The organism is Burkholderia sp. AU31652, from assembly GCF_002223155.1.
Lineage (GTDB): Bacteria > Pseudomonadota > Gammaproteobacteria > Burkholderiales > Burkholderiaceae > Burkholderia.
The window spans coordinates 1,252,245-1,273,770 of record NZ_NKFG01000003.1; the positions used below are offsets into that span (position 1 = coordinate 1,252,245).

At 64.7% G+C, this 21,526-nt stretch carries 23 protein-coding genes, 1 tRNA gene and 1 pseudogene; 17 read left to right on the forward strand and 8 right to left on the reverse strand.

What is annotated here, in order from left to right:
* Positions 1–14: 14 nt before the first annotated feature.
* From dusA to CFB40_RS08490, 3 genes are all read left to right on the forward strand, one after another.
* Positions 15–1,001 carry a tRNA dihydrouridine(20/20a) synthase DusA gene (gene dusA, locus CFB40_RS08475; RefSeq protein WP_071334403.1) on the forward strand — a complete coding sequence of 329 codons (987 nt, stop codon included), beginning with the start codon at positions 15–17 and terminating at the stop codon, positions 999–1,001.
* 57 nt (positions 1,002–1,058) lie between these two features.
* Positions 1,059–1,134, forward strand: a tRNA-His gene (locus CFB40_RS08480).
* Between the two features lie 928 nt (positions 1,135–2,062).
* Positions 2,063–2,950, forward strand: coding sequence for a phosphatase PAP2 family protein (locus tag CFB40_RS08490; protein WP_174974602.1), 888 nt, complete (start codon positions 2,063–2,065; stop codon positions 2,948–2,950).
* 122 nt (positions 2,951–3,072) lie between these two features.
* On the opposite strand, the gene CFB40_RS08495 is transcribed toward CFB40_RS08490, so the two are convergent.
* Positions 3,073–3,591, reverse strand: coding sequence for a VUT family protein (locus tag CFB40_RS08495; RefSeq protein WP_089425329.1), 519 nt, complete (start codon positions 3,589–3,591; stop codon positions 3,073–3,075).
* A gap of 630 nt (positions 3,592–4,221) precedes the next feature.
* Here CFB40_RS08495 and CFB40_RS08500 point away from each other — a divergent pair.
* Positions 4,222–4,473 (forward strand): annotated as a pseudogene (locus CFB40_RS08500) (GNAT family N-acetyltransferase); the annotation flags it as partial.
* A gap of 75 nt (positions 4,474–4,548) precedes the next feature.
* Here CFB40_RS08500 and CFB40_RS08505 read toward each other — a convergent pair.
* Entirely contained in the window at positions 4,549–5,013 is a 465-nt protein-coding gene (locus CFB40_RS08505) for a plasmid fertility inhibition factor family protein (protein ID WP_089425330.1), read from the reverse strand.
* 451 nt (positions 5,014–5,464) lie between these two features.
* Between CFB40_RS08505 and CFB40_RS08510 the strand changes: the two genes are divergently transcribed.
* Complete coding sequence (locus CFB40_RS08510; protein WP_256976586.1) at positions 5,465–5,731, forward strand: hypothetical protein; 267 nt, start codon at positions 5,465–5,467, stop codon at positions 5,729–5,731.
* A gap of 278 nt (positions 5,732–6,009) precedes the next feature.
* A complete protein-coding gene (locus tag CFB40_RS08515; RefSeq protein ID WP_256976587.1) occupies positions 6,010–6,567 on the forward strand; it encodes a hypothetical protein in 558 nt (185 codons plus the stop codon).
* A 430-nt stretch (positions 6,568–6,997) separates the two neighbouring features.
* Here CFB40_RS08515 and CFB40_RS08520 read toward each other — a convergent pair whose 3' ends face one another.
* The gene (locus CFB40_RS08520) at positions 6,998–7,741 is read right to left on the reverse strand and encodes a DUF695 domain-containing protein (RefSeq protein ID WP_089431022.1); all 744 of its coding nucleotides are present in this window, start codon (positions 7,739–7,741) and stop codon (positions 6,998–7,000) included.
* 86 nt (positions 7,742–7,827) lie between these two features.
* On the opposite strand from CFB40_RS08520, the gene CFB40_RS08525 reads away from it, so the two are divergent.
* The 5 genes from CFB40_RS08525 (at position 7,828) to CFB40_RS08545 (ending at position 10,376) form a co-directional block, all read left to right on the forward strand.
* Positions 7,828–8,211, forward strand: a complete 384-nt coding sequence (locus CFB40_RS08525; RefSeq protein WP_089425334.1) for a VOC family protein — start codon at positions 7,828–7,830, stop codon at positions 8,209–8,211.
* 46 nt (positions 8,212–8,257) lie between these two features.
* Entirely contained in the window at positions 8,258–8,566 is a 309-nt protein-coding gene (locus CFB40_RS08530) for a phosphatidylserine/phosphatidylglycerophosphate/cardiolipin synthase (protein WP_046546333.1), read from the forward strand.
* 207 nt (positions 8,567–8,773) lie between these two features.
* Positions 8,774–9,016 carry a hypothetical protein gene (locus CFB40_RS39395; protein WP_089425913.1) on the forward strand — a complete coding sequence of 81 codons (243 nt, stop codon included), beginning with the start codon at positions 8,774–8,776 and terminating at the stop codon, positions 9,014–9,016.
* Between the two features lie 178 nt (positions 9,017–9,194).
* Positions 9,195–9,740, forward strand: coding sequence for an aspartyl-tRNA synthetase (locus tag CFB40_RS08540; protein ID WP_089431408.1), 546 nt, complete (start codon positions 9,195–9,197; stop codon positions 9,738–9,740).
* 162 nt (positions 9,741–9,902) lie between these two features.
* Positions 9,903–10,376, forward strand: a complete 474-nt coding sequence (locus CFB40_RS08545) for a VOC family protein (RefSeq protein WP_046545626.1) — start codon at positions 9,903–9,905, stop codon at positions 10,374–10,376.
* A 74-nt stretch (positions 10,377–10,450) separates the two neighbouring features.
* On the opposite strand, the gene CFB40_RS08550 is transcribed toward CFB40_RS08545, so the two are convergent.
* Positions 10,451–11,422 (reverse strand): GGDEF domain-containing protein, encoded by a 972-nt coding sequence (locus CFB40_RS08550; RefSeq protein ID WP_089431023.1) that lies wholly within the window; start codon positions 11,420–11,422, stop codon positions 10,451–10,453.
* Between the two features lie 264 nt (positions 11,423–11,686).
* On the opposite strand from CFB40_RS08550, the gene CFB40_RS39010 reads away from it, so the two are divergent.
* Positions 11,687–11,905: a hypothetical protein gene (locus CFB40_RS39010; RefSeq protein ID WP_089431024.1), complete on the forward strand. Its 219-nt coding sequence runs from the start codon at positions 11,687–11,689 to the stop codon at positions 11,903–11,905.
* Between the two features lie 106 nt (positions 11,906–12,011).
* Here CFB40_RS39010 and CFB40_RS08560 read toward each other — a convergent pair whose 3' ends face one another.
* Together CFB40_RS08560 and CFB40_RS08565 are read right to left on the reverse strand one after the other, a co-directional pair.
* Positions 12,012–12,635 carry a phospholipase D family nuclease gene (locus CFB40_RS08560; protein WP_034201824.1) on the reverse strand — a complete coding sequence of 208 codons (624 nt, stop codon included), beginning with the start codon at positions 12,633–12,635 and terminating at the stop codon, positions 12,012–12,014.
* Positions 12,636–12,978: 343 nt separating this feature from the next.
* Positions 12,979–13,467 carry a winged helix-turn-helix transcriptional regulator gene (locus CFB40_RS08565; protein ID WP_089431025.1) on the reverse strand — a complete coding sequence of 163 codons (489 nt, stop codon included), beginning with the start codon at positions 13,465–13,467 and terminating at the stop codon, positions 12,979–12,981.
* 178 nt (positions 13,468–13,645) lie between these two features.
* Between CFB40_RS08565 and CFB40_RS08570 the strand changes: the two genes are divergently transcribed.
* On the forward strand, positions 13,646–14,083 hold the full coding sequence (locus tag CFB40_RS08570) for a PaaI family thioesterase (RefSeq protein ID WP_039358790.1): 438 nt from the start codon (positions 13,646–13,648) through the stop codon (positions 14,081–14,083).
* Between the two features lie 147 nt (positions 14,084–14,230).
* Positions 14,231–15,283, forward strand: coding sequence for an NADP(H)-dependent aldo-keto reductase (locus tag CFB40_RS08575; RefSeq protein ID WP_089425338.1), 1,053 nt, complete (start codon positions 14,231–14,233; stop codon positions 15,281–15,283).
* A gap of 87 nt (positions 15,284–15,370) precedes the next feature.
* Here CFB40_RS08575 and CFB40_RS08580 read toward each other — a convergent pair whose 3' ends face one another.
* A complete protein-coding gene (locus CFB40_RS08580; RefSeq protein ID WP_089431026.1) occupies positions 15,371–16,657 on the reverse strand; it encodes an MFS transporter in 1,287 nt (428 codons plus the stop codon).
* Positions 16,658–16,692: 35 nt separating this feature from the next.
* The gene (locus CFB40_RS08585; protein ID WP_089431027.1) at positions 16,693–18,114 is read right to left on the reverse strand and encodes a M20 family metallopeptidase; all 1,422 of its coding nucleotides are present in this window, start codon (positions 18,112–18,114) and stop codon (positions 16,693–16,695) included.
* Positions 18,115–18,280: 166 nt separating this feature from the next.
* On the opposite strand from CFB40_RS08585, the gene CFB40_RS08590 reads away from it, so the two are divergent.
* The 3 genes from CFB40_RS08590 to CFB40_RS08600 all read left to right on the forward strand — a co-directional run bounded on the left by CFB40_RS08590 (position 18,281) and on the right by CFB40_RS08600 (position 21,481).
* A complete protein-coding gene (locus CFB40_RS08590) occupies positions 18,281–19,234 on the forward strand; it encodes a LysR family transcriptional regulator (RefSeq protein ID WP_089425341.1) in 954 nt (317 codons plus the stop codon).
* Positions 19,235–19,298: 64 nt separating this feature from the next.
* Positions 19,299–20,426: a tRNA 2-selenouridine(34) synthase MnmH gene (gene mnmH, locus CFB40_RS08595; protein WP_089431028.1), complete on the forward strand. Its 1,128-nt coding sequence runs from the start codon at positions 19,299–19,301 to the stop codon at positions 20,424–20,426.
* A complete protein-coding gene (locus CFB40_RS08600) occupies positions 20,423–21,481 on the forward strand; it encodes a permease (RefSeq protein WP_089431029.1) in 1,059 nt (352 codons plus the stop codon). The genes mnmH and CFB40_RS08600 overlap by 4 nt, the downstream gene beginning before the upstream one ends.
* Positions 21,482–21,526 lie beyond the last annotated feature (45 nt).

A 21,526-nucleotide genomic window follows, 5' to 3' on the forward strand; every position in this document is an offset into this window, starting at 1 on the left:
TATCCGTCGCGCCCATGCTGGACTGGACTGACCGCCATTGCCGGTCGTTCCACCGTACGCTGACGCGCGACACGTGGCTGTATACGGAGATGATCACGACGGGCGCGCTGCTGTTCGGCGATGCCCAGCGGCATCTCGCGTTCACGCCGAACGAATCGCCGGTCGCGCTGCAGCTGGGCGGCAGCGAGCGGGACGATCTCGCGCGCGCGGCGAAGCTCGGCGAGCAGTGGGGCTACGACGAAATCAACCTGAATTGCGGATGCCCGTCCGAGCGCGTGCAGCGCGGCGCGTTCGGCGCGTGCCTGATGAATGAGCCGCAACTCGTTGCCGACTGCGTGAAGGCGATGCGCGATGCGGTGTCGGTGCCGGTCACGGTCAAGCACCGGATCGGGGTCGACGCGGTCGAGGACTACGCGTTCGTGCGCGACTTCGTCGGTACGGTGGCGGAGGCTGGCTGCGAAACGTTCGTCGTGCATGCGCGCAACGCGATCCTGAAGGGGCTGTCGCCGAAGGAGAATCGTGAGATCCCGCCGCTCAAGTACGACTATGCGTATCAGCTGAAGCGCGATTTTCCGTCGCTCGAGATCGTCATCAACGGCGGTATCACGACTCTCGACGAGGTTGCGCAGCATCTCGAGCATGTCGATGGCGTGATGCTTGGCCGTGAGGCGTATCACAACCCGTACGTGCTCGCGGAGGTGGATACGCGCTTCTACGGGTCGACCGCGGCGGTGCCGACGCGCGAAGAGGCCGAGGCGAAGCTGATCGAATACTGCGCGGCCGAACTGAAGCGCGGGACCTACCTCGGCGCGATCGTGCGGCACGCGCTCGGACTGTATCGCGGCATGCCCGGCGCACGCGGCTGGCGTCGTGTGCTGTCCGACAACAAGAAGCTCGCGCGCGCTGATCTGGCCGTGTTCGACGAGGCGCGCGCGCATCTGAACGAGGCCGAAGAAGTTTTTGAAAAAAAAGCTTTGCAAGATTCAAAAGTGTTCGTATAATCTTGTTCTTCGCTGCTGAAACACAAAAGCAGCGAAGAACAAAAAGCAGTAACAGTGGTGGCTGTAGCTCAGTTGGTAGAGTCCAGGATTGTGATTCCTGTCGTCGTGGGTTCGAGTCCCATCAGCCACCCCACAGAATTCCAAGCAGTATCAAGTTGTTAAGAACGGCACTGTCCCAAAAGACAGTGCCGTTTTTGTTTTGGCATTTCACAAAATGGAATTCACAGCGCTTTCCGATTTTGTTTCGGTCGTACACCCGTGCGGTTGTCGCCGGGTTCGCATGCCAGTCGGGCAGGGCGCCGCGCTCGCTCTAATGTTGGGTGCGTAATATGCGCGCAAGTCATGGAATGCGAATCGACCGGCAATGACCTCCACCTCGATCGTTTCGCCCATCAACTTCCCTCGGCATCCCTTGAATCCGTCGCGCGTGTAGTGTGTGCCGCACTTCGGCGTGAACACGGACAGGCATTCCTTCGTGCCGAATCGCCTCCAACCGATCGGGGCGTGCCGCAAGCGCCGGCGTGATCTCGAACTGCTCGATTACCTTGCGGCGCATCTTCCGGCGCTGCATTGCGCGCTTCACGCGAATGTGACCGGCCTTGCGGTTGTGCGAGGTCAATGCATTCGATCTTGCGGTTTCCGGCGAGCGGAGCATTCGAACGCAGGGCGATTGCGCGGATCGCGCACTTGGGCGCTCCCTTCGATTCCTTCCCCGGATAGCACGTGCGAGGCGATGCACGTCGCGCTCGACAGTTCGAATGAGGTAACAGTGGTGCGAGTGTCGACCGGCTAAGCGAGTGCCTTCGATTGACGCAAGGTGGTCGAGACGCGGAAACGCCCCTTCAACGTTGGATATACCGCAACCGCCTCCGCTACGAGTGCCGTTCCCGCGATGACTGATTTGGCTGGCCTATGACAAACGCCCAGTGTATTTTTTTGCCGGGCGTGATTGAATATGTGCTGACAGGACGGACACACCGTCAATAAAAAGCATGGCCGGGGAAAATATGAGAACGAGCGTATTGGGGGCGTTTGCAATTGCTTGGATACTGACGGGTGTCATGTTTGCTGTCGATTTCGCGACCATGGGCCGATTTGGGCTGTCCCTCATTCACGAGTGGTATCCGCAATCGGTCGAGACGTGCGGCATGACGCTACTGATCTGCGGTGTCTTGGTCGGCATCGGACGTATCCCGCGCTATCGGGAAATTGCCGAAAAACTTCGTTGTCGGGATATCGCGCTCTCGGTCCTTTGCTTTCGGACCGTCACGATGAATGCGCAGGCGGCAGTGATTGCGACGTATATCGGGGCAGCCGTCAACCGTCCCGAGATCCAGGATGCGCTTCTGGCATGGGAGCAATCATTCGGATTCGATTGGCTGAAAAGCTACCAATGGGTCGTGCGTTACGAGGTTATTCAGCAAGTACTTGTGTTTGCATATAAAACCATTTCATATCAGATGGTTCTGTTGTGCTTTTTATTCGGACTGTTGCGCCGAAAGCAAGAGCTTTGCGAGATGATGCTGATATTCGTGATTTCGCTGATATTCGTCGTTGCGATTTCGACGTGGTATCCGGCGGCGAGTGCATTCCCGTACTTCGGTATTAGCGATTCCGGGCCGGCGTCTCACCTTTCCGATTATTTCAGTGCCAGAAGTGGGGCGCCCATCGTGATGAATCCCATGGCGATGCAGGGAATCGTTTCGTTACCGTCATTTCATGCAGTCGTCGCGGTAATGTTGATCTACGTCACACGTAATCTTCGCTTCATTTTTCCCGTCGCGCTCGCGCTCAATTCGGTCATGCTGGTATCGACGTTCTCGGTTGGTGGCCATTACCTGGCAGATATCGGTGCCGGCGTGATCGTGGGCATCGTCACGATATGGCTGGTGCGTCGCTGGTTCTTGGGATATGAAATCGCGCGGCGACCGCTCCTGACGGGACGCTGAATCAACCTTTCCACCGTCTGCATGCTTACTCCACGCGCTGAAGCTGACACGGGCTGGTATCTGCGCGTCGAATTTCTTCTTCCATCAAAGCGTAGTCAGCGATATCTGGACAGAACTCGTCGTCACCGATCAACCACATTGCTCGCGATCCCCGCCTGAACCGTTCGAGTGTTTCGAAAAACCACCCACGACCACAAAGCGCCACCCGCGACCTTTGCGACGAACTGCAATGCGGCGATCGTCGGAAACACTGCCCCGAACGCAATCAGCGGAAAGACGATGGAGTCGACAGCCGCACCCGCGACGTTCGCACCGTTTGCGCGCGCCAGTATCGGAAAGCGACGTGCGAGTTGGAACACGATTGCACTTGCTACGGCCGCCGAACCGAACGCCACGAGAGACGCGAGGGCGATTTCCTTGGCAGCCGGATTGAGCGCGTAACTGACAACGCCAGCGGCCGCGATCAACGCAAGCATCCTTGACCAAAGCGCGCGGCCGCGCCAGTCCAGATGGAGTCGGTCTCGAATCGCGAGATCGAGTCCGATCAGAAAGAACGCAATGATCGGTGTAGCAGCTGGTCCGAAATGAGCGACCATCAGGTTCGCGACAGCGACTGCTGCGATATAGATCAAGACGTACATGATTCCCCTGCAATGAAGAGTGCGCGCTGCGTCGATTCGGAGCCGAAGTTTGCCATACATGGCCGATTGAACGGAGTGGTGCTTTGCTACGAGCGAGCCGGGTGGAGCTTCGCACGGTTCGCGGCCAGCGTTGCGGGCGACAGGATATCGTCACCGGGTCGCCGGTTTTCATCAATGGATCTTCGACACGGGATTGGATGGCCGTATCCCGCCGACATGATGTTGCGAGTTTCCTGTCCCAGCTAAGGTTCTTGCGCCCCGTGCCGTTATCTTCCATGGACAGCCCTCGTGCCTCGAATGCTGATCCGTTTTCTTGCCTGCTCGCGTTCCGCGTGAGCAGGCTTTTTTCGTTTACGGCCGCGCTTTGCGCATGAATGGCGGAATGGGACAGGGACTTGGCGTGAACCGACAGCGCGCAACAGTCTTACATTGGTGTAATGTGTCGGCTTCCTCGTGCCCTCATGCTTTGCAGGGCCGTTCGATCCCGACGACCAATGATGGTGTCGGGATTTTTTTTGCCTGCATCCCGTTGCACGGGCAACGAGTTGCAGCGACGCCCGGCGAGCAGGCGCTGACGCGATCGCGTCAGGCGTGAAGAAGACGAGCGCTGGCGGACGTCACGAGCCGGTGCTTGGCCTGTTGCTCGACTGCCTGCACGTCCATCCTTCGCATCACGGAAGCGGCATGGGCAAGCGCATGATCGAAGCCGTTCGTGCCTGGGCGCGCACGATTGGCGTGGACAAGGTTCACCTGAAGGTGCTGGAGGACAACGAACGCCCGATCGATTTCTATGAACACAATGGATGGCAACTGGCGGGCATCGAGACGAGCCGCATCGGCCAGACGGAGGTCACCGACCGGATCTATGCGATACGGGCGTAGCGGCCTGGCGACATTCGAGCGAACGGTCGCACGATGTGCGGCCGTCGCCGGGCGCAAGCCGAGCGGACTCCGTCGCTACTCGCCGCAATACCGCATGAGCAAATCGGCTTCCGTCTCGTGCACCTCGACGGGCAGGGTCGTTGCGCCTGCATAGGCCAGATAGCGTGCGCGATGCTGGCCGTTGCGGAACGACGCGACGCCGACCTTCGACAGGCCGGGGATGCCGAGCAGCGTTCGCGTTCTCGTCTCGCGAAACGTGATGTACGGCATGTCCGCAATCCTGTCCTGTTCAGGATCGAGGAATTCGCGAATGCCCGCGGCTTTTCCAGGAGCCCAGTACAGAACGGACGGCAACACGTAGTCCGTCGTGTCTCGGTCGGCACATGCCAGCAGTTTCGTCAGGTCGATCGTCACGACCCGATGGCGCGTATCGTCAGACGAGAACACCCGCTTGAGGTGCGTATAGGCATAGGGTGTGTGCCCGGGAAGCTGGATAACCCAGACTTCTACGCCATTTTCCTGTGCGTGGGCGAGTGCCATTGTTCCTCTGATGTCGCAAGCGGCCTTATTGATTCCAGTTTAGCAGCGCGATTGCGGCGGCGAGGCAGGACAATACCCGAAATAGGAAATCGGAGCGATTCGCGGCAGAACCTCAACCGCGAGCAAAAGCGCGGTGAGGAAGGGTGGGGCAATCGCATGCGGTCATGTGTCGGCGATCGATATCGACAGGTCACGAGAATATCGCGATACTGCTCGCGGACATGATGCACCGCGCGAATTTCATCGAAGATTCATACAGTGTCGGGGAGTCCGAGGCGCTGCTCATCGTAAGTACAGAACTGGCAGATTGGCCGGAGAAAACCATGTCGTCGAAACTTGAAATCGAGTACCTCGATTACTGTTTCACCGCGAGGCTCGAAATCAGGGTGTCCGGGCGGACAGGTGTGGTCGACTGGCATCTCGAATCCGATTCGCGAAGCAAGACGCTTGCGTGGATCGTGTTCGATCGCTTCTCGAGCGGCATGATTTCGTCGATGAAGAGGATGCGCGTGCCAACATCGTCGACTGGCTGGAGCGGCTGGCCGATCCAAGATCGGGCGCGCCGGTCGAAATGGCGAAGGCGAACGCGGTTGCTGCCGGGGCGGTGGCGACGGGCGTATCGACCACATTGACTGCCGAAATCGTCGGCGAAACCGTCATCGATATCGCGGGCGAACTCGACTGGATAGAGATGGTCGCAGAATGGCTTTTCAGCTGACCGTCACGATGACGAAACCCGGTTGTCATGACGCGAGTCACGGCGTTCGCAAAATGCAGTTTCTAAAAAATCGGTGCAAGAAAATGAAACCAGAATCGTGTCGATCGGAAAAATAGAATAAACCTGCTTTGACAACACCTGCGACTTACCGGAGACTGGGCCCGGACTGAAAATATCCAATTGAATTAAAACAAAATAAAACTCCAGGCATGAAAAGAAGAACGCTGTTGACGGCTGGCGCGATCGTTGTCGCTGCCGGCCTGACAGGCTGCACTGCCATGCTGTTCGAAGACGGCCATTACGAAGAGACAGTCGACCGATTCCTCGTCAGCGAGGACGGCAAGCAATTCGTCGTGCTCGGCAAGAAATATCACTACATCTTCGATATGCCGGCGCATCTCGGCGCGGTGCTGGCATCGCCTTACCGGAAATCGATCAAGGCGTCGCTATCTGGGTTCGTCGCGCAGGGCAGCAAGATTTCGGGCGATTTCTCGCTGCGGCTCCATCGCGATGACATGACCAATGAGGATTGGAATCGTGCGCTGGAGGACGGCTTCACGAAGCTCGGAGACCGGGATCTCGGGATGAAGGGTGAACTGGCCGGATCGCGCTATCTCGCCGATGGTTTTGCGCAAGGCAAGACGTGGTCGTCGTTTGCGCATTCGTACAAGATTCCGGTCACCGACCGTATCACGACGGCGGGCAAGGCCGTGCGCGTGCTCGCGACGCCTGTCACGCTCGCGGCCGACGGCGTGATGATGATCGGGGCCGTGGTGCTGTCGCCCATCATCGTGGTGATGCTCGCGCCGGTCGCGGGCGTTGCGCTCGGACCGTGACGCGATCCGCGCGGCACGCGGGCGAACCAATTGCTGCGGCATTGTCACCAAATGGTGAGTTGCCGCACAGATCGTTGCGCGGCCCACGCTCACAATTTGGTCGGTTGACCGTTCTTCCCCGGCCCGGTCAACCGTTTCCCCGCTCGCTCGCGCAGGAGCGGGGGCTTTTTGCCCGTGCGACGCGGGAAGGCTGCGTCGACGGAACCGGACAGGCGTCCGGCGGGCGGCGTGAGCGCATCGATTGCGCACCCCGGCATCCGTTCGCCTGATCCGCACGAATCGCTTTCCTCGTGCCTGGGCGAACCCTCAGGCCCATCGCCGGTTTCGGCCGGTGATGCCTTGGTCCCGGCGGCGCGCAAGCATGCCGCCGGGATATTTTTTGCGCCGGATGCGTTGCATCACGTGTCGCACAGCGGGCAGGTCGACCCGCTCAGCCAGCCTGTTCGACGCTGGTTTCCCATCCGTCGTAATCCCCGCCGAGTGCACGCACTTCGTGGTTGATCGCGATCGTATGGCGCGTGATGTCGGCCAGCGCCATGGTGCCTTCATGTGAAAACCGGACGGCCGACTTGCCGTCCTCGGTGGGCGCCACCGATTCGACCGGATAGCCTTTCGACTCGGCCCAGTCCGCGAACTGATGCGCGTCGCTCGGGTCGGGGAAGTACGCCCAGTGCATCACGCGCCGGCTTACGTCGCTGGCGTCACCTTTCTTCCGCAATTCATCCAGCACGCGCATGTCGCGCATGATCAGCCAGTCGTCATCGGTCGGGTAGAGCGTCTGCCAGTACGCTTCCTTGTCCGGATCGTCCTGATGCGCGTACTGCAGCGCGTAAGTCGTCCGATCGGCCAGCGCGTCGACGATCTCCGCCGCTGCCGCTTCGTCGAACGGCACGTAGAAAAGGAAATCGCGGTGGCCGTCGACGGTGATGCGGCCCACCTGCACGCCGCCTTTCGCGGTCATCGTGGCGTCGAGCAGATCCTCGATCGTTGCGAGGTCGGCGAATTCGTCGCCGCTCGGCAGGCCTTCCGGTGTCGGATGCGCAAAGGGGACGCGCACGCTGAGCAGCGACGTGCGCGGATCGCCTTCGGCGATTTCCGCAAAGCTGTGGTTGAAGCTGATGAAAGCCTGATGGTCGCCCATTCTGGCAGGGAAGGTTCCCCAGGCGTCGGTCATGTGTTTCTCCCGTGCACGATTGTCTGTTGACGGTGGTAAAGCGTCCCAATGTATCATCGAAAATCACGTGGGCCGGAGAAGCACGCATGATCGCGAGTCTGGGCATCCTGGTGCCGGTCGAAGACGATCGCTTCCGGGCGGTGGTGGGTTTCTATCGGTTGGCGCTCGCGCTGCCCGTGCATGCCGAAGGCGTGTCGGCTGCGGGGAATCCGTGGCATCGCTTTGTCGTGAACGGGGCGACGTTGACCATCCATACGGGTAGCGGTGGCAAGTTTCCGTACCCTGAGTTTCGTCCGACCGGCCATGGCATTGCGCTGGCGATCGAAGTGGCGCACGTGTCGGAAGCCGTTGCGCGACTTGAGTCGTGTCGCGTCAGTATCCTGAACGAATGGGACTACGGCGACGGCACGATCGCGATTTCCGTGGCGGATCCGGCGGGAAACGTCTGCGAGATCTGGGGCCGTCCGTGACCGCGTATCGGTACGGCGAGCCGCAAAAAATTCGAAGGAGATGCCGATGTCGATGTTTGCGGTGAATGGCGTGCGAATCGATCCGCTCAGCGCGCGCGTGACGCACGTGCGCTGGGCGGCCGTGAATCCGGCTGACCGGTCGTGGGCGGCGACGCCCAGCGAAGCGCCGGTGGCGGACGTGGCGCGCGCGCTCGCGTCCGGAAACGATGTCCGCGCAATCTTCTCGGCATCGGACGCCACCGCGATCGGGCCCCGGCTGAAGCGCGTGCTGTATCGCGATGCATCGGAAGGCATCGAGCTCGACATCGATGCAACGAACGAGTCGCGTACTTTGCGCGACCTGCCGCAAATCTGACCGGCGCGGCATGCGTCAGCGATGGCGCGTGCCGCCGCATGGAGGGCGGCACCTGGCCGAATGGCCGCTCGCGCGACGTCGATCGCGAGGAGTAGTATTGGATGACCGTCATGCTGCATTGGCGGTTGCGCCGAACGGTCTGACGGGCACGTGATCTTGAGCCAGCCCGTTTTACCGGAAGCGAACATCGCAAACGCGTACGAGATCATGTCCAGACCGCTCATCGCCCTGTTGGCATCCGCTCTTTGTCTGGCATTGTCGGCTTGCCAGGCCGCGCCCGAGCCGTCTCCGCTACCGTCGCCCGACACCGCGTCGGTTGCCGCGGCCGTTCCGGCATCGTCGCCGTCCGAGCCGATCCGTGGCGTCGGCCAGGCACCTCATCTGGCAGGGCAGAGCCACTGGGCCACTGGTCAATGCACGACCAACGGTACCGTCAAGGTGTGCAACTGAACATGACCGATGCCGACGGAGCGTGGCCCGTTCCGCGCGGACGAAGGCGCGTTGTCGTGGGTCGATGCTCACCGTCGTCGATCCCGACCATTTTCCGGCGACGGACAGCCTGTCTCGGCGCGTCGATCGGGTGCCCGGCCTCGATGAGCGGGTTGCCTTCGATGTGAGCGATTGCGCGATGAACGACGAAAGCGAAACCACCGATTCCTCCGGCTGGCACGTCGATCCCGACGCGGGAACCGTCGTCGGCCGGTTGCCGGTGACGCTGGCGGTCGACGGCCGGAGCCTGAAAGGAAGGGCGATCGCGTGCGCGGTGCTGGCCGTGGCGAGCCTGTGCGGTTACGCGGCCGCGCCGGCGCTTTGGCCGGTGGCGGCACTGGCCGTGTTGCTGGCGCTGGCGGGGGCCGCCTTCTTCGTGTCGTCGCGGCGCAGGATGGCGCTGCAGGTCGACGAGACGGGCTTCAGGCTGATCGGGGCTTTGCGCGAGCAACCCGTCACGCGATGGCGTGACGTCACCGAATTCCGGATCATCAGCGTTGCCGGAAATCGCTACATCGGCTACCAGTTCTCGGCGCTTTCATCGCGCAACAAGGTACCGGGTGGCGTGATGCTGCCGATCGCCCGGTTTGCCGATCTGCCGCTCGATGCGGTGGCCGGATTGCTGGAGGCATGCCGCCGGCAGTTCGGCGTACGGGACAACGAGGCCGACCTCACGGGCCGATGACGCCCGGTGCGGGGAACCCGTGTGCGCCGATCCCCGGGAAAACAAAAAAATGTCCGCCGCCGTGTCGATTTCCGCCGGGTTCGTCCGTCGTAGCATCGGAGGCGTGCGCATCGCGCGTCCGTCCCGATTCCGATACGACAACCGCCCGAAGGAGCGACACCCATGTCCACGTCCGTCAAACCGATCCCGGAAGGGATGCGCACGCTGACGCCGCACCTGATCTGCGCCGGCGCAACCGCAGCCATCGATTTCTACAAGCGCGCGTTCAATGCGAGCGAACAGTTTCGCCTGGCGATGCCCGACGGCCGGCTCGCGCACGCGTGCCTCGTGATTGGCGATTCGACACTGATGCTGGTGGATGAAATGCCCGAGCACGGCGCGCTCGGGCCGAAGGCACTGAAAGGCACGCCGGTGTGCCTGCACCTGTACGTGCCGGACACCGACGCGGCGATCGCGAAGGCGGTCGCGGCCGGCGCGACGGTCACGATTCCGGCTGCCGACATGTTCTGGGGCGATCGCTACGGACAGGTCGAGGATCCGTTCGGCCATCGCTGGTCGCTCGCGACACATCAGCGCGACCTGACGCCCGAGCAGATCGCGGAGGCCATGGCCAGCGCGCCGCCGTGCGGAAGCTGACGCAACCACGCAACCCCAGTTGAGCGGCGGGGCGGCAGGGCGGCGGCAGGCGCCTGCGCCCGGTCCGCCCGCGCTTACGTGCCGGCCGTCTTGCCGCGCTGCTTGTCCTCGTACATCCGTTGATCGGCCGATGCGAGCAGGTCGGCCACGTCGCGATGGTGTGCGGGATCGTAGTCGACGTGGCCGACACTGAACCGGATGTCATAGCCGCGTGCGTCGGCCGCGTTGCGCAGCGCGAGCGCCTGCGTCACGCGTTCGACCGGCTCGGCAACGTCGGCCGGATCGGTGGCGCTCAGCAGCACGACGAACTCGTCGCCGCCAAGCCGGGCGACCACGTCGCTGTCGCGCAGCGCGCCCGTCAGCGTGTCGGCGAAGGCCTTGAGCGCGTGGTCGCCTTCGGCGTGGCCGAAGCGGTCGTTGATCGACTTGAAATCGTTCAGGTCGAAGAACAGCAGCACCGCGTGACGGTCGAGGCGATCGCACAGGCTCAGCACGTGGCGGGCGAGAATCTCGAAGCCGCGCCGGTTGGTCAGTTGCGTGAGTTCGTCGGTGGTCGCGAAATGCAGCGCGGCGATCTCGCGCTCGGTCATGTGGGCGAGATCGCCGAGCAGCGCGAGTTCGTCGGGTTCGAGCGAGCGCGGCCGCGTGTCGATCAGGCACAGCGTGCCGATGGGTGCGCCGTTCGGCGCCGTGAGCGGTCGACCGGCGTAGAAGCGGATGCCGGGCGCGCCGGTGACGAGCGGATTGTCGTGGAAGCGATTGTCGTTCAGCGCATCCTGGATCACCATCGTATTGCCCTCGAGCAGCGCATGGGCGCAGAACGACACGTCGCGCGACGTTTGCGCGACATCGAGCCCGGCACGGCTCTTGAACCACTGGCGATCGGCGTCGACGAGGCTGACGAGCGCGATCGGTACGTCGAACAGCCTGCGTGCGAGACGCGTCAGGCGATCGAAGCGCTCTTCGGGTGGCGTGTCGAGGATCGAGAGCGAATGAAGCGTATCGAGCCTGGCCGCCTCGTCGGCCGGTTTCGGTGCGATTTGCATGGGCCTTGCCTTTTGTCCCGGCTGCGAGGCCGGTCACGGGATCGTATGTCGGACAGTATCGCGCATTGTTCGGCGCATCGCCACGTTACGAATCCGCCGGCCGGTGGTTTCGGCCCGGCGCGAATCGATGCAGATCGGGTGCGAAGCAGGCGCCATGGGCCCGTGTTTCGCCCCGATGCTCAATCGGAGGCGCGATACCTCAAGGTGCCCGGCGCAGTGCCGTAAACAGGTCGAGTCCATTCGTTCATCGCTTCCCATCGCACCATGGTTCGATTCCTGTACGCGGGCTATCTCGCGTTTGCGCTGTATCTTCTTTATCCGATGGTCCAGAACACGCTGGCATTCGGCGTCGTTTGCGTGAGCAGCGCGCTGCCCGGCGGTTTGCCGACGTCTTCGGCAAGCGGCGCGAGCGGACACGCGAATCGCTGTGCGCCGACGACGCAGGCCGGTGCGGCGACCGGGCGGACGCCCGACATCCATTGAGTGCGGCGGCGCGCTGGCCATTCGGCTGAATTGAGTTTCGCGCCGCGCTCGCCGATCATCTGCAACACGGCGGATCGAACACGGGGCAAGCGCCGCGCGGCCTGCCTCAATAGCTGGAGCGGTACGGCGTGCCCTGGTCGAAGCGGCTTTGCCAGTGCGTGAGATAGCGCGACGCGAGTTGCGGGTTGTTCCACACCACGACGACGTTCTCGGAATTGCGGCTGGCCGCCGATGCGCTGTAGTTGAACGAGCCCGTTTCGACGTGTTCGGCGTCGATCACGAGGTACTTGTCGTGATGGATCGCGTAGGCGTCGATCGTGCGCGTCGGGATACCTGCGTTGACGAGCAGGTTCAGCGCCTGCTTGCTGCTTTTTGCGCGATTGCCCTTGTCGTCGACGACCACCGCGACATTCACGCCGCGTCGCTTGGCGGCGAGCAGTGCGCGCGTGACAGGCGGCGACGTGAACGAATAGGCGGCGACGCGGATCGAGCTGCGCGCGGCGCCGATCGCTTTCAGCACGAGCGCTTCGGCACCGCCGTCGGGCGAAAATGCCGATTCGACGACCTGTGTCGCGGGTGCTTCGTGAGTGGGGGCCGGCAGCCAACGCGACACGAGGTCGATCGCCTGCTGAAGCAGCGATTCACTTTGCGTCTTGCCGAAGGCGGCGAACGGAGTGGCGAGCAGGGAGGCGGCGAGACAGGCAGCGGCGAGGCGATTGCGCGACAACATCTTGGACAGCGAACAATTTCGAGACAGCGGGCCGTGAGTGTAACGCAGACGTGGCGGCCCGGTCACGTGTGGATGAGACGGGATGACGCATCGCGATGACTGCGACGGCCGAGACGGTGACGCAAAGTTGCGTTGTGCGGGATCCGAGCGCGTGATCGGTTTGATCAGCGGATGGAGCCGAAAGCAGCGCGCGATTGCGCGTGCGGTGGTGGGGAATCGCGGCATGCATGCAAGCCCTGCGCGCGTGCAGCCGGGCGGGTTCGACGCGGCACGCAACAGCAGCGCGAGTGCGACTAACGATCCGTGTGCGTTACGCGTTCATTCAAGGATGCACGACGCTGCATCAATTCTCGTCCGCGGGCGCCCCGGCCGCCTCGGCTGCAATCCACCCGGGGCCACGCTCCGGCTGCACGTCGTGTGCGTCGAGCGGTTCGCCGCACGCGGAGCATACGGTGACCGCATGCATCAGCTGGCCGCAAGTGCGGTGACGCAACTGCACCGGCGGCCCCTGGCCGTCGTCTTTCCAGCGGTCGCCCCACGCCGTCAGCGCGAGCAGGGTCGGGTAGAGGTCGAGGCCCTTGTCCGTCAGCCGGTATTCGAACCGCGGCGGCCGCTCCTGGTACGCGCGCTTGACCAGCACGCCTTCGTCAACGAGTCGCGCGAGCCGCTCGGCCAGCACATGACGCGTGATGCCAAGCTGGGCCTGGAACGCGTCGAAGCGGCGGCAGCCGAGGAACGCGTTGCGGAGGATCAGCATGGTCCAGCGGTCGCCGAGCACGGCGAGCGTGCGCGCGACCGAACAGTTCAGCGTGCCGATGTCATCCCATTTCATCGTCGAGTCTCTTGCATCCTTTGCGGCGGTTCGGCGAAATAGCGGGTTCGATTATAGAACCCGTCTTCGGTTGCAACGGGCCCGGCCACGTTGACAACGGGCGCCGTCGTTGCCAATAATGAGTTCCAATTTAGAACTTACTCGCGCGGCGACGCGCTTTCAACCCGGAGACAACCCGATGAACCCGCTTTCCCTGTCTGGTCTCGATCTGTTGCGCGCAGCGGTATCGGGCGATGCGCCGCTCGCGTCGATTTCCGAGACGATCCCGATGCGTCCGCTCGACGTCGAACTCGGTTATGTGAAGTTTTCGGCGCGGGCGGACGGCCGGCACCTGAATCCGCTCGGTGGCGTGCACGGCGGGTTCGCCGCGACGGTGCTCGATTCGGTCACCGGGTGCGCGGTGCATTCAATGCTGGATGCGGGTGTCGGCTACGGCACGGTCGATCTGCATGTGAAGATGCTGCGGCCCGTGCCGCGCGACGTCGACCTGGTCGCGGAAGGGCGCGTGATCCACCTGTCGCGTTCGCTGGGCGTCGCGGAGGGCACGCTGAAGACCGCGGACGACAAGATCGTCGCGCATGCGTCGGCAACCTGTTTCATCCAGCGGCCGCAGTGACGGCGGGCGGGAGCACCATCATCCGGGCCGGCGCGTGAACCTCGCTGCCGGCGCCGAAGGCCGCCTGTAAGCGTAGGCGGCGCCTGTCTGAAGCAGTCGCTTCAATGTGATAGCGTTCCTGCTTTCCACCGACGCGACAGGAACAGCATGGAATACCGCACACTTGGCGATTCGGGCATCGAGGTCAGCCTGATCGGCCTGGGCACGATGACGTGGGGTGAGCAGAATTCGGAGCGCGATGCGCATGAGCAGATCGACTACGCGATCGGACAGGGCGTCACGCTGATCGATGCCGCGGAGATGTATCCGGTGCCGCCGAAACCCGATACGCAGGGGCGCACCGAGGCGTACATCGGCACCTGGCTCGCGCAGCATCGCGCGCAGCGCGAGCGCATCGTGCTCGCGACGAAAATCGCGGGGCCGGCGCGGCAGCCGCACAATCCGCGCCATATTCGCGGCGAAGGGAACCAGTTCGACCGCAAGAACCTGACCGAAGCGCTCGACGGCAGCCTCAAGCGCCTGCAGACCGACTACGTCGATCTCTACCAGCTGCACTGGCCCGATCGCAGCACGACGACGTTCGGCCGTCCCGCCTATCCGTGGGTCGACGACGCCTATACGGTGCCGATCGAGGAAACCCTCGGCGTGCTCGCGGAATTCGTGAAGGCCGGCAAGGTGCGTGCGATCGGCGTGTCGAATGAAACGCCGTGGGGCGTCGCGCAGTTCCTGCGCGCGGCCGAGAAGCTCGGGCTGCCGCGCATCGCGAGCATCCAGAATCCGTACAGCCTGCTGAACCGCACGTTCGAGAACGGGCTGTCGGAATTCACGCATCGCGACGGCGTCGGCCTGCTCGCGTATTCGCCGCTCGCGTTCGGCTGGCTGTCCGGCAAGTACGAGAACGGTGCGCGTCCGGCCGGCGCGCGCATCACGTTGTTCGAACGCTTCCAGCGTTACAGCAAGCCGCAGGCCGTCGAGGCGACGTCGCGCTATGTCGCGCTCGCGCGGCGTCACGGACTGTCGCCCGTGCAGCTCGCGCTGGCGTTCGTCAACAGCCGGCCGTTCACGCGCAGCAACCTGATCGGGGCGACGTCGCTCGAGCAGTTGAAGGAGAACATCGGCAGCGTCGACGTGAAGCTGTCCGACGAGATCCTCGCCGAGATCGACGCGCTGCACGAACTGCAGCCGAACCCGGCGCCTTGACCTGAAGCAGGTGGCGCCCGGCCCGCGCGGCAGCGATGCCGCGACGGGCCGCACCGGCGGCGCATCGCCGCGCCATCGGTTGTTCCGTTATCGCATCTTGAGCCGCGTGCGCGCGACGAACAGCGCGGCGAGGCTCAGCAGCGCGCACCCCATCAGGTAGAGCGCCGGCGACAGCCGGTTGCCGGTCGCGCTGATCAGCCAGGTGATGACGAACGGCGCGAAGCCGCCGAACAGCGTGACACCCGTGTTGTAGCTGACCGCGAGCCCCGTTGCGCGGGTTTGCGACGGGAACAGCTCGGCCATCAGCGCCGGCAGCGCGCCGCAGTACATCGCCTTCAGCGCACCGATCCAGACCAGGGCGGCGAGCATCGTCGCGAACGACGCGTGACGCGTGAGCCACGCGAACGTCGGGTACACGGTGACGAGCATCATGACCGCCGCGACCGCCATCATGCGGATCCGCCCGGTACGATCGGACAGGTGGCCGACGACCGGCGTGACGAGCGTGAGCACGAAGCCGGTCGCGAGCGTGGCCGCGAAGCCCGTCGAGGCGGGCAGGCCGAGCTGCTTGATCGCGTAAGTCGGCATGTACAGGATCATGTAGTTGATCGCGGTCGAGATCACGAGCGCGCCGATCGACAGCAGCACCCGCACCTTTTGTTCCGCGAACAGCTCGCGCACCGGCGCTTCCGAGCGTGCCTGCGTCTTGAACTCGACGCCCTCGTCGACGTAGCGGCGGATATACAGCCCGACCGGGCCGATCGCGAGCCCGAACAGGAACGGCACGCGCCAGCCCCAGCTTTCGAGTTGCGCGGTCGTCAGCGTGGAGGTCAGCAACGCGCCGAAGCCCGATGCGAGCAGCGTCGCGAGGCCCTGGCTCGCGAACTGCCAGCTCGACATGAAACCGCGCCGCTGCGGTGCGTGCTCGACGAGGAACGCGGTCGAGCTCGCGAATTCGCCGCCCGCGGAAAAGCCCTGCATCAGCCGCGACAGCATGATCCCGAGCGGCGCGAGCAGGCCGATCGACGCGTAGGTCGGCATCAGTGCGATCAGCAGCGTGCCAGCCATCATCATCGCGATCGACAGCAGCAGCGACGCCTTGCGGCCCGCGCGATCCGCGTACGCGCCGAGCACGAAGCCGCCGATCGGCCGGATCAGGTAGGACAGCCCGAACGTGCCGAGCGTCAGCATCAGCGACGTCGCTTCGCTGGTGGCGGGGAAGAACAGCTTGGCGATCGTCACCGCGAAGAAGCCGTAGACGATCAGGTCGAACCATTCGAGCGCGTTGCCGATCGACGCCGCGAAGATGATGCGCCGGATCTTCGCGGCGCTGGGGCGGGCGGCTTCCTGCGAGGTCAGGGTGGTCGTATTCATCGTGTGTGCAGGTCCCGTGAAAGGGGCGAAGCGCGTTACAGGGCGGCGTCGGCCGCGGCGGGCGCCGTGCGGCGAGCGGTCGGTGCGTCGTCGCCGAGATCCCAGAAGAGGCCGGCCATCATCTGCAGCCCCTCGCTGACGACGCTCGCGAGCAGGTGCTCGTCCGGTGCGTGCTGCGAGCACGCCGGGTACGAGTGCGGCACCCACAGCGTCGGCAACCCGAGCGTGTCGGCGAACACTTCGTTCGGCAGCGTGCCGCCGAGATTCGGCAGGATCGCGGGCTTCTTGCCGGTGGTCCGCGCCAGCGACGCGACGGCCCAGCGCACCCACGGATCGTCCGGCGGCACGCGCGTCGCCGGCGCGCCGCGTTCGACGTCGATCTCGATGTCGGCGAAGCCGTGTGCATCGAGGTGCGTGCGCAGATGCGCGTGCAGCGCTTGCCAGTCGGTGCCGACGACGAAGCGCAACTGGCAGTGCGCGTACGCGGCGGGCGGGATCGCGTTGACGGGGTGCTCGGGGTTGCCGGCCTTGAACGCGAGGATCTCGAACGTGTTCCAGCCGAACACGCGCTCGGGCGCGGTGAGGCCGGGCTCGCCCCAGTCGGCGTCGAGCGCCGGATCGCCGGGGCCGTCGCCGACGGAGAGGTCGGCGAGCGCATCGCGCACGGCCGCCGGGATCGGCGGCGGACGCAGCCCCGCGACGCGAATCGCACCGCGCGCGTCGACGAGGCTCGCGAGCGCATGGGCGAGCACGATCGCCGGATTGCGCAGCAGCCCGCCCCAGTTGCCGGAGTGATGCGCGCCGTCACGGGCGCGCAGGCTCAGCTTGAAATTGATCGAGCCGCGCGAGCCGAGGAATACCGTCGGGCGCGCGGCGGCGATGCGCGGGCCGTCGGATGCGATCAGCACGTCGGCCGCGAGCGCGTCGCGTTCCTGGCGGCACAGTGCGTCGAGGCCCGGCGAACCCGTTTCCTCGCCCATTTCGATCAGCAGCTTTGCGTTGAAGCCGAGCCGGCCGCCGCGCGCGTCGAGCACGCTCGCCAGCGCGGCCAGGTTGATGGTGTGCTGGCCCTTGTTGTCGGCGCTGCCGCGGCCGTACCAGCGGTCGCCGTCTGCCGTCAGCGTCCACGGCGACAGCGGCGCGCGCCACTGCGCGTCGTAGCCGCGCACGACGTCGCCGTGGCCGTAGATCAGCACGGTCGGCAGCGCGTCGTCTTCGTGGCGCGAGGCGAGCAGGAACGGGCCGCCGCCGTCGACGGGATTGTCGACGATCCGCGACGTGAAGCCGAGGCGCGCGGCTTCGGGGGCGATCTCGTCGGTCAGGTAGGCGCGCAACGCGGCTTCATTGCCGCTCTCCTGGCTTTCGGTGCGCAGGCCGACGCGGCGGCTCAGGGTCGTGAAGAACGCACCGGATTCGAACTGGTTCAGCGCGTGCTGGATGGCGGCGGTACGGCTCAAGTCGGGTCTCCTCTGACGGCTTCGCTGCACGCGCCGGATCGGGCATGCAGCGTGAAATTCGATCGATTCTAGGAAGCCGTTTTTTTTGTCACAATGATCGAATTTCGAACCTTTCTTTGCCGAAAAGGCAAAGCGGCAAGCCCGGCAGCCGGGCGGAGACAGAGCGATGGCGGCTTTCCTGCATGGCCTGGCGTTGCGGTATTTCGTCGAGGTGGCGCGCACCGGCTCGATCAGCGACGCGTCCGCGCGGCTGCACGTGGCCGTATCGGCGATCAGCCGCCAGATCGCGAAACTGGAGAACGAGCTCGGCGCACCGCTGTTCGAGCGCCGGCCGCGCGGAATGGCGTTGTCGGAGGCCGGCGAGCGGCTGCTGGCGTTCGCGCAGCGCAGCCTGCTGGAGGCCGAGCACGTGATGAAGGACATCGGCGGGCTCGACGCGCTGCACGGCAGCCTGCTGAAGATCGCGTGCTCGGAAGGGTTCGCGATCGATTTCCTGCCCGGCACGCTGGCCAGCTTCAAGGCGCGCCATCCGGGTGTCGATTTCTCCGTATGGGTGGTGTCACCGGCGGACGCGACGCGGCGTGTTCGCGATGGAGATGTGGACATCGCGTTGAGCTTCAGCCTCGCGCCGGAGAAGGGCGTGCGCGTCGACCACTCCGAGCGCGCGCCGATCTTCGCGCTGGTGCGGCACGACCATCCGCTCGCGACGCGGGAAGCCGTGTCGCTCGCCGATGTTGCGCGTCACCCGCACGTGCTGCCCGAGGCCGGCACGACGGTGCGCCAGCTGATCGACATCGCGTGCGCGCTCGACGGGCTGCTGCTCGAGCCCGAACTGACGAGCAACAACACGGCGGCGATGTACGGTTACGCGCGCCGCACGGGCGCGGTGATGTTCACGGGGCTGCTGTCGGTGCGTGACCGCTGCGCCGCGGACGGCTTCGTCGTCGTGCCCGTGACGAACCCGCAGCTGCGCGAGCGCAGCATCCAGGTGCAGACGATGGCGGGGCGTGACCTGCCCGCGTCGGTTCGCGCGTTCCGCGACCATCTGATCGATGCGATGCAGGCCGCGTCGGCGCCGCCAACTGCCGCGCGCGGCCCGAGACGCCGGCCCGTGAGATAATCGTCAATCCGCCTTCCGTGCCCATGCGGCTCATCGAGCCGCATCGCCCCCGTTCGACGCCAAATTGAAGAACCTGATTGTCACCCTCGATCGCGCCGGCGAGTTCGACGAGATCATCGACGTGCGCACGCCGCTCGAGTTCGCCGAGGACCATATTCCCGGCGCGCTGAACGCGCCCGTGCTCAGCAACGAGGAGCGCGTGCTCGTCGGTACGATGTACCGCCAGGTGTCGCCGTACGAGGCGACCCGGGTCGGCGCGGCGATGGTCGCGCGCAACATCGCGCGCCATCTCGACACGACGTTCGCCGACCGTCCGCGCAACTGGCGGCCGCTGATCTATTGCTGGCGCGGCGGCAAGCGCTCGGGCTCGATGACGACCTGGTTCAACCTGATCGGCTGGAAGGCGCGCCAGCTCGACGGCGGCTACAAGGCGTACCGCCAGTCGGTGTGCGCGACGCTCGACTCGCTGCCGACGCGCTTTCGCTACATCGCGCTCGTCGGCCATACGGGCTGCGGCAAGACGCGCCTGCTGAACGCGCTGCGCGACGTGGGCGCGCAGACGCTCGATCTCGAGGCGCTCGCGTGCCATCGCGGTTCGCTGCTCGGCGCGCTGCCGGGCAAGCCTCAGCCGGCGCAGAAGGGGTTCGATTCGGGGCTCGTCGAAACACTCGGACGTTTCGACCCCGAATGGCCGGTGTTCGTCGAGTCGGAAAGCCGCCGGATCGGGCTCGTGCAGTTGCCGATCGCGTTGATCGAAGCGTTTCACGCAGGGCCGTGGGTGCATGTCGACGCGGCGCATGACGAGCGCATCGCATTTCTCCTCGACGATTACGCTCACCTGTTCGACGAACCGGATACGTTCAAGGCGCAGCTCAATCGGCTGATCGGCCTGCACAGCCGCGAGCAGGTGACGCACTGGAAGGCGCTGATCGATGCGGACGCGCGGGCCGAACTGTTCACCGAACTGATCGACAAGCATTACGATCCGGCCTACGCACGGACCTACCGCGCGGCATACAACAAGCCGAACCGGGCGCTGACGTTCACGTTCCGGCCCAACGCCGCCGATGGGCGCGAGCAGGCGCGTGCGCTGCTGGCCCAGCTCGCACAGGCCGGGCTACCCGCATCGGCCGCGTTTGCTGCAGGCGCGACATTCGAAACTGACCAAAACCAATCGACCACCACACGATGACGACCACCCGCACCCAACCCAGTCCGGCCCTCGGCTGGATGACCTTCCTGCTGATCGCGGTCGCAGGCCTGTTCTATGTGAAATGGTTTCCGTACTACAACAAGGCGTTCGTGGCCGCCGAGCACCATTCGATCGGCCAGTCGATCCTGATGGGCACGTCGGCGACCGCGCCCGAACCGTCGCTGAAGGCCGCGCTCGACTACGCGTGGGCGTACGGCAAGGCGATCTGGCAGGCAATGGTGCTGGGCCTGCTGCTCGGTTCGGCCGTGCAGGCGCTGCTGCCCGCGCACTGGGTCGCGCGCGTGCTCGGCCGCACCGGCTTCGGCAGCGTCGCCGCGGGCGGCCTGCTGTCGCTGCCCGGCATGATGTGCACGTGCTGTGCGGCGCCGGTCGTCGCGGGGCTGCGTGCGCGCCATGCATCGCCGGGCGGTGCGGTCGCGTTCTGGCTTGGCAACACGGTGCTGAACCCGGCGGCGCTGGTCTTCATGGGCTTCGTGCTCGGCTGGCACTGGAGTGCGTTGCGCCTCGTGCTCGGCATCGCGATGGTGTTCGGGATCGGCTATCTGCTGAACCGCATCGCACGCCCTGAAGAGCGCAGCATCGACGATGCGCAGCTCGCCGCGCTGGCGGCCGAGCAGGCCGCGGCCGGCAATCCGTTCGTCCGCTGGATGAAGCTGCTCGCGCGCATGGCCGTGCGGCTCGTGCCCGAATACATCGTGCTCGTGCTGCTGCTCGGCGCCGCGCGCGCGTGGCTGTTCCCGCATATCGGCCCGGACATCGGCAATCATCTCGGCTGGATCATTGCATTCGCGGTCGCGGGCATGCTGTTCGTGATCCCGACGGCCGGCGAGGTGCCGATCATCCAGGCGATGCTGTCGCTCGGCATGGGCGTTGGCCCGGCCGCCGCGCTGCTGATGACGTTGCCGCCGATCAGCGTGCCGTCGCTCGCGATGCTCGCGCGTTCGTTCAAGCCTTACATGCTGGCCATCGTCGCGACGCTCGTCGTCGTGTTCGGGATCGCGAGCGGCCTGCTCGCGGTCGCGCTCGGGTTCTGACGCGCGCAAGCGGCGCGCCAAACGGGCGCAATCGTCGTATTCATC